The sequence below is a fragment of the Amycolatopsis pigmentata genome (assembly GCF_042684065.1).
Classification (GTDB): Bacteria; Actinomycetota; Actinomycetes; order Mycobacteriales; family Pseudonocardiaceae; genus Amycolatopsis_E; species Amycolatopsis_E pigmentata.
In genome coordinates this window covers 382,665-394,004 of record NZ_JBHUKR010000006.1, presented here as the reverse complement: position 1 = coordinate 394,004, position 11,340 = coordinate 382,665, and the positions used below count along the sequence as shown (strand labels likewise).

General features: G+C 68.1%; 12 protein-coding genes and 3 tRNA genes. 7 read left to right on the top strand and 8 right to left on the bottom strand.

Translation table 11 applies throughout. The features are described 5' to 3' along the window. Positions 1-103: 103 nt before the first annotated feature. Entirely contained in the window at positions 104-415 is a 312-nt protein-coding gene (locus tag ACFSXZ_RS09685) for a hypothetical protein (protein ID WP_378263517.1), read from the bottom strand. 448 nt (positions 416-863) lie between these two features. Next, complete coding sequence (locus ACFSXZ_RS09680; protein WP_378264758.1) at positions 864-1,886, bottom strand: aldo/keto reductase; 1,023 nt, start codon at positions 1,884-1,886, stop codon at positions 864-866. Between the two features lie 145 nt (positions 1,887-2,031). Between ACFSXZ_RS09680 and ACFSXZ_RS09675 the strand changes: the two genes are divergently transcribed. Continuing rightward, a complete protein-coding gene (locus ACFSXZ_RS09675; protein WP_378263515.1) occupies positions 2,032-2,670 on the top strand; it encodes a TetR/AcrR family transcriptional regulator in 639 nt (212 codons plus the stop codon). 212 nt (positions 2,671-2,882) lie between these two features. Here the strand turns inward: ACFSXZ_RS09675 and ACFSXZ_RS09670 are convergent, their stop codons facing one another. Beyond that, positions 2,883-3,575 (bottom strand): TetR/AcrR family transcriptional regulator, encoded by a 693-nt coding sequence (locus ACFSXZ_RS09670; RefSeq protein WP_378263513.1) that lies wholly within the window; start codon positions 3,573-3,575, stop codon positions 2,883-2,885. 99 nt (positions 3,576-3,674) lie between these two features. Between ACFSXZ_RS09670 and ACFSXZ_RS09665 the strand changes: the two genes are divergently transcribed. Further along, complete coding sequence (locus ACFSXZ_RS09665) at positions 3,675-5,165, top strand: carboxylesterase/lipase family protein (RefSeq protein WP_378263511.1); 1,491 nt, start codon at positions 3,675-3,677, stop codon at positions 5,163-5,165. A 120-nt stretch (positions 5,166-5,285) separates the two neighbouring features. On the opposite strand, the gene ACFSXZ_RS09660 is transcribed toward ACFSXZ_RS09665, so the two are convergent. Beyond that, a complete protein-coding gene (locus ACFSXZ_RS09660) occupies positions 5,286-5,480 on the bottom strand; it encodes a hypothetical protein (RefSeq protein ID WP_378263509.1) in 195 nt (64 codons plus the stop codon). A 130-nt stretch (positions 5,481-5,610) separates the two neighbouring features. On the opposite strand from ACFSXZ_RS09660, the gene ACFSXZ_RS09655 reads away from it, so the two are divergent. The 5 genes from ACFSXZ_RS09655 (at position 5,611) to ACFSXZ_RS09635 (ending at position 10,304) form a co-directional block, all read left to right on the top strand. Continuing rightward, positions 5,611-6,546: a MauE/DoxX family redox-associated membrane protein gene (locus ACFSXZ_RS09655; RefSeq protein WP_378263507.1), complete on the top strand. Its 936-nt coding sequence runs from the start codon at positions 5,611-5,613 to the stop codon at positions 6,544-6,546. Positions 6,547-6,560: 14 nt separating this feature from the next. Continuing rightward, positions 6,561-7,106 (top strand): TlpA family protein disulfide reductase, encoded by a 546-nt coding sequence (locus ACFSXZ_RS09650; RefSeq protein ID WP_378263505.1) that lies wholly within the window; start codon positions 6,561-6,563, stop codon positions 7,104-7,106. Positions 7,107-7,189: 83 nt separating this feature from the next. Continuing rightward, entirely contained in the window at positions 7,190-8,986 is a 1,797-nt protein-coding gene (locus ACFSXZ_RS09645) for an ABC transporter ATP-binding protein (RefSeq protein WP_378263503.1), read from the top strand. Next, entirely contained in the window at positions 8,983-9,495 is a 513-nt protein-coding gene (locus ACFSXZ_RS09640; protein WP_378263501.1) for a S26 family signal peptidase, read from the top strand. Before ACFSXZ_RS09645 ends, ACFSXZ_RS09640 begins: the two co-directional genes overlap by 4 nt. 311 nt (positions 9,496-9,806) lie before the next feature. Then, positions 9,807-10,304, top strand: a complete 498-nt coding sequence (locus ACFSXZ_RS09635) for a helix-turn-helix domain-containing protein (RefSeq protein WP_378263499.1) — start codon at positions 9,807-9,809, stop codon at positions 10,302-10,304. On the opposite strand, the gene ACFSXZ_RS09630 is transcribed toward ACFSXZ_RS09635, so the two are convergent. From ACFSXZ_RS09630 to ACFSXZ_RS09615, 4 genes are all read right to left on the bottom strand, one after another. Next, positions 10,275-10,349 (bottom strand) — tRNA-Val (locus ACFSXZ_RS09630). The genes ACFSXZ_RS09635 and ACFSXZ_RS09630 overlap by 30 nt on opposite strands. Position 10,350: 1 nt before the next feature. Continuing rightward, a tRNA-Cys gene (locus ACFSXZ_RS09625) sits at positions 10,351-10,421 on the bottom strand. Between the two features lie 27 nt (positions 10,422-10,448). Continuing rightward, positions 10,449-10,521 (bottom strand) — tRNA-Gly (locus ACFSXZ_RS09620). Positions 10,522-10,629: 108 nt separating this feature from the next. After that, on the bottom strand, positions 10,630-11,055 hold the full coding sequence (locus ACFSXZ_RS09615; protein WP_378263497.1) for an SsgA family sporulation/cell division regulator: 426 nt from the start codon (positions 11,053-11,055) through the stop codon (positions 10,630-10,632). Positions 11,056-11,340: the final 285 nt, after the last annotated feature.

Genomic DNA, 11,340 nt, shown 5'->3' with positions numbered 1-11,340 from the left:
CCCTGCCGTCAGGGCCGGGCCGGCCGCCGGTGCGCGGGCGATATGCCGCGCATTCCGCTGATGCCCAGTCCCACAATGAGCGCCCGAGGCGTACCTGGCGTGTTCACGACAACAGCTCCTCGATATCGCGCATTGACCGGTATTCGGAGATCTGGCGTGTCGCCGCGATGAATCGCAGCGTGGCCGCGAACTCGATCGCAAGGTGCAGACTGTGCCCATCGACCAGCTCGTTCGGCGTCGTGGCGGGGAACAGCGCGCAGAGCTTGACGACGAGACCGTCGGACTGCGGTTTGAACTGGTGATAGGCGTAAATAGGGACGTCACTGCCGTCGCTGGTCAGTTTCGTGCTCCCCGCGAGGAGCAACTGGTAGCCGTCCTCGATTTCCACGGGTACCCGGCGGTCAGGTCTTTCCACATACGGTCCGACCTCTTCAACTGCTCGCCGAACAGCTTCCTGAGCCCGTCCGCTCCGTAGGCCAACCGTGTCGCCACGTTCACCTGGTGCGCGTCGGCGGGACTCAGGTAGTCGATTTCGTCCTCGGACAGCGATGTGCTGCCGTGTCGGATCGTCGCGCCGAGCCGGCTCAACTGATGTAGCACGTGAAGATCGCGAGCGTAACGCAGTCGATCGAGTTGCCCGGGTGAATAGGTGTGGCCATCGATCACGCAACGCACGTCGATATCACTCATGATCAAGTCCTTTCGCGAGCAAGGAAAGAAATACCCGGCCACGCGGCCCGCGATCAGCGGCCGCATGCCGTGACGTCGGGAGGTGGCGAAATCCCGGTCTTAATGCGGCGGTCGACGGGGCACAGCCGAAAGCGCCATCACAGCGACGGCTCCGTCCTGGGTGAAACCGCTTGTCAGGCCGCGGCGCGGTCGCCGACCGGCCGGCGCCGCAGGCTCGCGTCGTCGAGAGCGGGCGGACGGTAGTCCTGATCGAGCAGTGTTACGTCGGTGCCGGGCGGCACGATCTCGTCGATCCGGTCGAGGATGTCGTCGGTGAGCGTGACCTCGGCGCCGGCGAGGAGGTCGTCGAGATGCTCCATGGTGCGGGGGCCGAGCAGTGCGCTGGTCACGCCGGGGTGGGCGACGACGAAGGCCATGGCCAGGTGGGTCATCGGCAACCCCGCCTCGGCGGCGAGCGGAATCAACCGCTCCACCACGTCGATACGACGCTCGTCGTTGAGGTGCCGCAGGAGAGGTGCTCGCCGCAGATCGCTCCGCTCGCCCTTGCGGACTCGACCGGTGAGCATGCCCTGGCCGAGTGGTCCCCAGATCAGGGTGCCCATGCCGAAGCGTTGCGCGGCCGGCAGCACCTCTCGTTCGATGCCGCGGTTGAGCAGGGAATAGGCGACCTGCTCGGTGCGGAACCGGGCCAGGCCCCGTCGCTCGGCGATCCATTGGGCCTCGACGATCTCGGAGACCAGGGTCTGGGAGGTGCCGATCGCGCGGACCTTGCCGCTGCTCAGCAGATCGGTCAGCGCGGACAGCGTTTCCTCGATATCGGTGCTGGGATCGGCGCGATGGACCTGGTAGAGGTCGATGTAGTCGGTCCGCAGGCGACGCAACGAATTCTCCACCGCCGCGAAGATGCGCCGCCGCGAGGTGCCCTGGTGGTTGGGGTCCCCTCCGGTCGGCCGGCCGAATTTGGTGGCGAGCACGACATCGTCCCGGCGGCCTTTCAGGGCCTTGCCGACGACCTCTTCGGAGTCCGCGTAAGCGTCGGCGGTGTCGATGAAGTTGATGCCCGCGTCGAGTGCCTTGTGGACGATGCGCGCCGAATCCTCGGGGTCGGGATTGCCGAAGTTCGTGGCGAACATCATCGCGCCCAAGGCGAACGGACTGACCTTGATCCCGGTTCGGCCGAGTGTCCGGTACCGCATGAGTTCTCCCGGTGTCCTGGTGGGCACGCCGTCGATGACGTACCGTGATCGCAAGCGGAAAAGCCTTCCGCTTGCACTACTATACGGAAAGCTTTTCCGGTTATGCAACCCTGGTGAGCCCTCCGGGTGAGACGAGGAGGTCCCAGTGCCCCACGACGCGGCGAAACCCGCGAGTGACACCACCGAGCAGGAAGGCGCCACCCCGCCACGGGCGCAGACCCGGCGGCGGGCCGACGCCCGACGCAACATCGACGCCTTGATCGAGGCCGCGCGGACGGTCTTCGACACCGCCGGGGTCGATGCCCCGGCGAAACAGATCACCGACCTGGCCGGTGTCGGTGTCGGCACCCTGTACCGGCACTTCCCGCAACGCTCGGACCTGGTCAAGGCCGTCGTACAGTCGGGAATCGACGCGGTCGCCGCCGCCGGAACCAGGCTCGGCGAAACTCGCGATTCGATGTCGGCGCTGTCGGAGTGGATCGACCAGTTCGTCGAACTACTGGGAACCAAACGCGGGCTGGCGTCGGCGTTGCACTCAGGCGATCCGGCCTTCGACGACCTACCGGGCTATTTCACGGAGCGCCTCGGCCCGACGTTGACGGCTCTTCTGGACGCCGCGGCCGCCGACGGCGCGATCCGGGATGACTTCCGCGCGGACGAGCTTCTGCTGGCGATCGCTCTGCTGTGCCAGCCGCTTCCCGGACGGGAGCCGGAGTTGGGCCGCCGCCTGACCGCCGCTCTGGTCGACGGTCTGCGTTTCGGCGCAGACCGCACGGGAAAATGATTGGCCAGTACCGCGCGACGCTGTGATCCGGCGCGTGGTGCGGACGACCTGTCTGCAGACGTTCGCCAACCGATCCGTCATACCGGCTACCGGCTGGGCCCGGTGGCCGAGGTGGGCCGCGGCCCACAAGGTCGCCGAACGCCACCTGGACCGGGTTCCCGTTCCTCCCCATCGGGAATGGCGCATCGAGAAGGCAGCGACCTGGTCGATCTTCACTCGCGTCGCGATCGGCGTCGTGGACCAGGCCTGGGAGCTGCCGGACTAGAGCTGATCTGGTCCCCACCTGCCCCCGTGTCCGGGGCAGGTCCCGTACTCCTGAACAGCCGGTCCAGATGCGCGTCGATCGCGGCGAGCGCGTCCTGGGGCTCGATCACGTCGAGTTCGATCAGGGGGGTGAAGCCGGTGAGGGCGAGGAGCAGGTTGGTCTCGGTCGCCGGGTCGCGGCCGGAGTCGATGTGCCCGTCGGCGATCGCCTGGCGGACCAACTGCTCGACGAGGGCCCGCCCTTGGACTAGACCGCGGCGCGCCTGTTCGTGGATGGCCTCGTCGTGCAGCGCCTCCAGGACGTAGGCGGTGCTCATCCGGCTGGTCGCGCGGGCGTCGGCATGCAGGGGGAGTATTTCCGCGAGCGTCAGTCGCAGCACGTCACGGGGGTGCGGACGGTCACCGAGCTTTTCGAGCCCCTGGTGTACGCGCACCGCGGTCTGCTCGGAGGCGAAATCCATGGCGAAGGAGAGCATGGCGGTCCGGGAGGCGAAGTAGTGCTGGAGCTGCCCGAGTGACATGCCCGCCTCCTGCGCCACCACGCGCATCGTCAGCTGTGTGACGCCGCGCTGCTCCACCACCCTCCACAGTGCGCGGGCGATCGCTTCGCGGCGTCCGCTGTGATCCACCTGTTTCGGCATCGCCGCCCCTCCCTCGTGCCCCGGGACCGTTCCAATACAGTTGACATAATACACCTGACCTATAACCCTGGGGTCCACTCCGAGGGAAGGGAAGGATTCATGTCCGAACAGCCAAAGGTACGGACCACGGAAGGCGTGGTGCAGGGGCGCCGGCGGCAGGGGCACGCGGTGTTCCGCGGCATCCCCTACGCCCAGCCCCCGGTCGGAGCGCTCCGCTTCGCCGCGCCCGCGCCGCCGCACCGCTGGGAGGGGACGAGGCAGGCGGTCGAGTTCGGCCCCGTGGTGCCGCTGTCCCTGCCGATCGACGTGCCCCCGCAGGGCACCGACTGGCTGACGCTCAACGTCGGCACTCCGGATCCCGGCGCGGCGGGACTGCCGGTGCTGGTGTGGATCCCCGTGGGCGGCTACCTCTCGGCGGCGTCGAGCGACCCGATGTTCGACCCGGCAGCGCTGGCCGAGGCGGGAGTCGTCGTGGTCACCATCAACTGCCGCGTGGGCGCGGAGGGATTCGCGTTCCTCGACGACGTGCCGCCCAACCGCGGATTCCTCGACCAGATCGCGGCGCTGGAGTGGGTGCAGCGCAACATCGCCGCCTTCGGAGGCGACCCCGGCCGGGTCACCGTGGGCGGGGTGTCCGCCGGGGCGGGCTCGGTCGCCGCCCTGCTGACGATGAAGTCCGCGCGCGGCCTGTTCCGGCGGGCCATCGCCCATTCGGTGCCGGGGCTGCTCAGCACCCCCGCGCTGGCACGGCAGGTCACCGCCGCGTTCGCGGACCGGCTCGGCGCCGCGGCCCCCACCGCCGAGGCCCTGCGCGACATCGACCCGTGGCACCTGGCCGCCGAGCTCACCGCCTTCAACGCCGGCCTCCACGCGCACCGGGAGAGCTGGGGACGCCTCACGGTGGCCGGCACCGCGCTGTGCCCCGTCGTCGACGGCGAGGTCCTCCCGGAAACGCCTTGGCTCGCGCTGACCGGCGCGCGCGCGAGCGGGACCGAACTGCTCGTCGGCCACGCCCGGGACGAATTCCGGTACTTCAGCGTCACGAGCGGACGGTACGGCACCTTCACCGAGGAGGACGCCCACGCAGCCCTGGAACGGCTCGCCCCAGGGCCGGACGGCGCGCGGGCCTACCGTGCCGCGTTCCCGCAGGCAGGCCCGGAGGAGCTGGTGGAGACGGTGTACTCCGACGCCCTCTTCCGCATGCCGTCACAGAAGCTGGCAGAGGCGAACGCCGCAGCCGGCGGCACCTCGTACCTGTTCGAACTGTGCTGGGTCGCCCCGGTCCTCGGCGGCATCCTGGGCGCCTGCCACAGCCTCGACATGCCCCTGGCGTTCGGCACGCTGGACAGCCCCGTCGGCACCCAGCTCATCGGCGAGCAGCCCACTCCCGAGGCCGTCGCCCTTTCCCGCGAACTCCAGGAGGCATGGGTCCGCTTCGTCACCACCGGCGACGCGGGCTGGTCCGCCCACCGGCCCGGCGGGTACCTCACCCGCGTCCTGGACACCGAGTCGAAGACTCTGCCCTACCCGGAACAGGCATCCCGCCGGATCTGGGAAGGCCACTCACCTGTCCCCTTCGATTTCTCGTAATCGCTCTGTCCCCGATGGGCAGGTGAGTGGCGGCGGCTGATCTCCGAAGCGGTGCCGGGGCCCACCCTGGCCGCCCGAGGCACATTTCAGCCACACCGCGGAGTAGACGTCGGCCTTCGGCTACATCCCGCCGCCACCGCCCCACGCGTTGGGGTTCGGGCACTCCCACTTCCCGCCGCCGGCCGCGATCGACAGAGTGGTCGAGGAGTAATGCGCACGCCGAGCCAACTCCCGATACCCGGGATTTCCCGCCCGCTCCCGCAAACACCGCAGGTCAGCCGCCAGTCGCTGCAACGCGCCATCCTCAGGATCCACCGCTCGTTCCGACGCGGCATGAAAGCTCCCTCCCCCGCAGCTGTTTACCGTTGATTGTTCACCGACCCGGCGCCGACACGAAACAACCTCACCGGGCTAGACAAGACACCGCAGCCGGCGGAAACAACACGTGGGGGCTGCCGGGTGCTCTCGCCTGCTTCGTCTCGCTTTCGCCGAGGCCGAACGCAGGCCCTGCCCCCGCTTGAAATTCCCAGAAGTCGATCAAGGGAGGTTACATGTACGAGAAATTGGCAAGGTTAGGCAGCAGGATTCTCCAGCGATTCGTACCGGCTATCGAAGCATCCGCGGCGTCGTGCCCCTCGGGCTACTACGCCAAGGATTACTACTCCTGCTGGCAGTGCAACGGTGGCGGCTGCCGCGCTTGCTGCAAGTCCGGGCAAGGGTGCTACGAGCTCTACTGTTTCTGATCGTGAAACGCCTGGTAGGGCCGGCCGGCCCTACCAGGCGCCCGTCGAGGGTGCACAGGGGAGATAGTGCGGTGCAGTACGTGGTGATCGGTGTTCGATGCCTCGTCGGCGCGGTTTTCCTGGCGTCGTTTTTCGGAAAGGTGACCGGCCGCGGAGCTTTCGCTGCCTTCGTGGCATCGGTTCATGACATGCGGTTACTGCCGTCGCAGCTGGCGCGACCGGCGGCCCTGGCGGTGATCTGCGCTGAACCGGTGGTGTGCGTGCTGCTGTCGGTACCGTGCCCGCCGGCAACGGGGACCGGACTCGTCGCCGCGAGTGTGCTGCTGATGTCCTTCGCGGTGGCGATCACGTTCGCCGTGCGCCGGGGGGTGCGTGAGCCGTGCCGGTGCTTCGGAACATCGACGGTTCCGCTCGGCTGGCCGCATGTCGCGCGAAACGTCGTCCTCGCGGCGTTGGCCTTGTCCGCGCTGGCGGTCGACTCCGTGACCGGGCCGGTCGACGCCTCCGGAGTGGCCGTAGCCGCACTCACCGGCTTGCTGCTCGCCTGCTTCGTCGTGGCGCTCGACGACCTGGTTGCCCTTTTCAAGCCACTCGACAGATCAGTGAAGGCTTCGGGCGTTACTCGCAGCCTTCACTGACCGAGGAGGAAGACATGAACCTCGTTCTGACCACAGCTGTGATTCTCGTCGGGCTGCTCTGCGCGTTCGACCTGCTCCTCACCCTGGGGGTGATCAAGCGTCTGCGGGAACACACGGAACTGCTGTCCGCGGCCGAGAGCGCGCCACCGGCGCCGATCGCGGTGGGCTCGGAAGTCGAAGATTTCCATGTGACCACTGTGGACGGTGAGTCGCTGCGTGCCGACATGTTCGACGGCGAGACACTCGTTGCCTTCTTCTCCCCGAGCTGTGGACCGTGTCAGGAGCGATTGCCGAAGTTCGTCGAGTACGCGGGGGCCCGGCCCGGCGGGCGCGACCGAGCACTCGCCATCGTGATCGGCGACGAGGCACAAACGGCGGCTCCCGTTGCGGCCCTGAGCCCGGTGGCCCGTGTGGTGGTCGAGGACCCCGATGGGGCACTCGCCAACGCCTTCGAGGTCAACGCCTACCCGACAGTGCTGATGATCACGCCGAACGAGGCGGGCCGGATCGTGGTCACCGACAACCAGGTGCGGTTCGACCAACCGCTGGCCGCCGTATGAACACACGGCCGGCCGGGCGTGCCAGGGCTGCTAACGGGACCTGGGGGCGACTGCGGCAGGTGGCTGCGGCCTGCACTCTGCCGGTGCGGGCCGCGCCTGGCGCGCTCGGCTGCTACCTCGTACTCACCCTCGCCGAGGGAGCGCTCCCGGTGGCAACCGCGTGGCTGACCAAGCTCGTCCTTGACAACGTGGTCAGCGGTGCCGCGCTGGGCACGCTGATCCGCCTCGCCGCGGTCCTTTCCGTGGCGGGCGTGGTCGCCGCGGTGGCGCCGCACACCGTGCGATATCTGCGGTCGGAACTGGACCGCGCGGTGGGGTTGGTCGCGCAGGACCGGCTGTTCACCGCGGTGGACCGCTTCGTCGGACTGGGACGTTTCGAGAACCCGGAATTCCTGGACCGTCTACGGCTCGCGCAGCAGGCCGGCGCGGCCACACCCAACCAGGCGGTGGAAGGGGTGCTCGGCATCGTCCGCGCGGCGATCGGCATTGCCGGTTTCCTCGGTTCGATTTACGTCCTCAGCCCCTTGATGTCGGTGTTGGTGTTGGCGTCCGCGGTTCCGACCTTCATGGCGGAGCTCCTGCTGTCGCGGCGGAGAGCGAGCACGCTCTGGACGATCGCACCAGCCGAGCGGCGAGAATTCTTCTACGGACAACTGCTTTCCAGCGTGACAGCGGCCAAGGAGGTGCGGCTCTTCCACATAGGCGGCTTCCTCCGTCACCGGATGTTGGCGGAACGGCGCTCAGCCAATTCCGCGAAGCGGGCCACGGACCGGCAGGAGGTCATCATCCAGGCCGGTCTCGGCCTGCTGGCCGCCGTGGTGGCCGGGGCGGGGCTGCTCTGGGCGGTCGGCGCCGCGCGATCCGGCCGGTTCTCGGTCGGCGACATCACGGTCTTCGTCGCCGCGCTGGCCGGTGTTCAAGGTGCGCTGGCCACACTGGCCGGCGAGGTCGCGCGCACCCACCAGGCTCTGGTGATGTTCGAGCATTACCTCGCGGTGACCGCGGCCGGGCCGGACCTGGCGGTGCCCGCAACGCCCCGCGCGCTGCCCGAACTGCGGCACGCGATCGAACTGCGCGACGTGTGGTTCCGCTATTCACCGGACCATCCATGGGTGTTACGAGGGGTCTCCCTGCGGATCCGGCAAGGCACGGCAGTCGCGCTGGTGGGCCTCAACGGCGCGGGAAAGTCCACGTTGGTGAAGCTGTTGGGCCGGTTCTACGACCCCGACAAGGGCCGGATCCTCTGGAACGGCGTGGACATCCGGGAGGTTGACGTGACCGACCTGAGACGGCGCATGGGCGCGGTCTTCCAGGACTACATGGCCTACGACATGACCGCTGCCGAGAACATCGGTCTCGGTGACCTGGCGGCGATCGGCGACCCCTGCCGTATCGAGGCGGCGGCACTGCGCGCCGGAATCCACGACAAACTGACCGGGCTGCCCCACGGATACGACACGTTGCTGTCGCGGAACTTCGTCTCGGCTTCCGAGACGGGTGATCCGGAGACCGGCGTGATGCTCTCCGGCGGGCAATGGCAGCGACTCGCGCTCGCCCGGGCGTTCCTCCGTGACCGGTCCGAGCTGATGATTCTCGACGAGCCGTCCTCCGGACTCGATGCCGAGGCCGAGGCCGAGATCCACAGGTCGCTCACGCAGCACCGGGAAGCTCGAACCAGCTTGTTGATCTCGCACCGGCTCAGCGCCGTGCGCGAGGCCGACCTCATCGTCGTCCTGTCTGAAGGTCGTGTGGTCGAACAAGGCGACCACACAACCCTGATGGCCGCCGGCGGGGAATACGCCCGGCTGTTCGCGCTGCAGGCCGCCGGGTACCAAGCCACCGGCGACGACGGATCACCACTCCTGAGCAGGCAGACATGACCACCGCGTCCGTCCCGCAAGGGGAAATCTCACGTGGTGGTCTTCCCACCATCGCCACCTGCTGCGTTCGGCTGGCCTCCGCGTTGTTCGGCCGCGTGGTGATCGTGACGGTCCGGGGAACCAGCATGGAACCCGCCTTCCGCGACGGCGACGAGGTGCTGGTCCATCGTCGGCGAGCGCTTACGGCGGGGGCGGTGGTCGTCGTGGAGCGCCCTACGCACCGCTCCGAGTGGCCCGGACGACCGGTGCACGCCCTATCCGGCGGCTCGGCCCTCCGCCGCCGAGAATGGATGATCAAGCGCGTGCTCGCGGCACCCGGCGATCCGGTGCCCAGCGAGCAAGTCCCGGCACTGGCCGGGATCGGCGACCAACGCGTGCCCCCGGGCAAACTCGTCCTGCTCGGCGACAACCGGAAAGCCAGCTTCGACTCCCGTCAACTCGGCTACATCTCCGCCGAGAGAGTCTTGGGAGTAGTTCTCGCTCCTTGCCGTCCGCGCCGGCGTGCGTGAGCCGCAACCGTAGACGACGCCCATCCTTAGCGGTGGACCGGTCGCCGGATCGATGTGCATCGCCGGGACATTTCCGCCGCCGGGCGGTGTGTGGGCATCGAGAAAGGCGAGGGCCGTCATTCGCGCTTCACTGTCCGAGCTTGCGGGCCCAGGTCGCGCGGAAACGGAAACCGTCCTGCTGGACTTCTTCGTAATCGAACTCCGCCGCTCGGCGGCGCGTACCCGGCCCGGTCGAGCGGGCCATCCAGGTACCGCTGTCTTCGGCTTCGCCGCTGTCGGGCGGCGACGGTGGTCGGGATGATCAGGGCGCGGTGGACGGGGTTCGGCCGTCTGTGGACCAGTCGGCGGGTGGTCCGGCGCGGATCCTGTTCACCCCGGCACAAGCGGCGGAGTTGTTGCAGGTACGGGAGTCGTGGCTGCGTCGGTGCGCGGCCCGCCGTTTGGTGCCGTGCACGTTCCTGGGCAAGCACTTGCGTTTCTCCCGCGCCAACCTGAATCAGATCGCCGCTGACGCCGCCCGCCCCACAGGTTCCACCCGGCGACCCGGAGCCAGTATCGGGGCGCGGCCACGATACCTACTCCCACGTCACCCCCACCATGACCGAGGCCATGCTGGCCGCGCTGCAGGCCCGGTGGGAGACGTATGGGACCTAGAGCTGGGCCGAACACTCAGGAAAACGAAATGTGTTCAGGACGCCCTGCTCCCCAAATGCTCCCCGAACACGACGAAGGCCCACCGGCGAAGATCACCGACAGGCCGTCTGAGCTGCGAAAACAGGTGGTGCGCGATACTGGGATTGAACCAGTGACCTCTACCGTGTCAAGGTAGCGCTCTCCCGCTGAGCTAATCGCGCGAGGTGGAGACGGGATTCGAACCCGTGTACACGGCTTTGCAGGCCGTTGCCTCGCCTCTCGGCCACTCCACCGTGTGTAGGCCCGAGTAAGGCCTCCCGAGCGGACGACGGGATTCGAACCCGCGACCCTCACCTTGGCAAGGTGATGCGCTACCAGCTGCGCTACGTCCGCCTACCCCCGACTTCGTGTCTTTCGACTCTCCGTCGCGGTGTGGCAAAACCATATCCGATAGGCCGGGCGCGGTCACAGGGGGGTGCCCTTTGTGATCGCTCGGCGTTGTCAGCCCAGGTCGTTCGGTATCAGATGGGTCAGCGCGTCGTCGACGTCGACCCACAGGTGCTCGTTGCCCGGCAGGACGACGTCGTAGGTGCGGTCGAGGAAGTCGGCGAGTTCCTGGGCCGACGCTTCGAACATGGCGTGGCCCGACGGCGAATTCAGCTCGATGACCACCGATTCGGGGTCCTCCACCGAGGGCCGGATCCGCACGTCGCCGTCACCCGCTTCGGCCAGCAGGCCGTCGGCGAGGAGATCGCGCGCGTACACCCACTCCACCCAGCCTGCCCGGCCGGTCCGGAAAGCGGCCACGACGGCGTAGGGGTCGCGCGTGTCGTAGCGCAGCTCCACCTTGACGGGAACCGCCGGCGTTCTCGGCGCCAGCAGGTCGAACACCGCCGTCGAGCGGAGCGTCACGTGATCGTTACGCATCGTGTTACCCTTCATCTCCCTTCACGGCCCGCTGAGCCGAGTTTGCCTAAGTGACGTTTCGACCCGCCGTTTCGGTCAGCGCACGTGCCCTACATCACTCGGATGGAGTCATCGGGCACGTTAGCCGCACCATCATGACCCGGACGCCTTCCGGCCTCCACGTCCGGTCCCCTGACAGTGCCCTTACATACTGCTCGGTTTGCCCCCCGCGCGACACCGCCAAGTTCCGCCACAGTGCGTGACATCACTCCCCCGATCGAAGGGCGCAGCCCCGGAGAGCACGCG

What these genes read in the sequence shown, in the direction of transcription:
- ACFSXZ_RS09680 (WP_378264758.1), bottom strand. Translation starts at nt 1,886, where the DNA reads ATGCGGTACCGGACACTCGGCCGAACCGGGATCAAGGTCAGTCCGTTC.
- ACFSXZ_RS09670 (WP_378263513.1), bottom strand. Translation starts at nt 3,575, where the DNA reads ATGCCGAAACAGGTGGATCACAGCGGACGCCGCGAAGCGATCGCCCGC.
- ACFSXZ_RS09665 (WP_378263511.1), top strand. Translation starts at nt 3,675, where the DNA reads ATGTCCGAACAGCCAAAGGTACGGACCACGGAAGGCGTGGTGCAGGGG.
- ACFSXZ_RS09650 (WP_378263505.1), top strand. Translation starts at nt 6,561, where the DNA reads ATGAACCTCGTTCTGACCACAGCTGTGATTCTCGTCGGGCTGCTCTGC.
- ACFSXZ_RS09640 (WP_378263501.1), top strand. Translation starts at nt 8,983, where the DNA reads ATGACCACCGCGTCCGTCCCGCAAGGGGAAATCTCACGTGGTGGTCTT.
- ACFSXZ_RS09615 (WP_378263497.1), bottom strand. Translation starts at nt 11,055, where the DNA reads ATGCGTAACGATCACGTGACGCTCCGCTCGACGGCGGTGTTCGACCTG.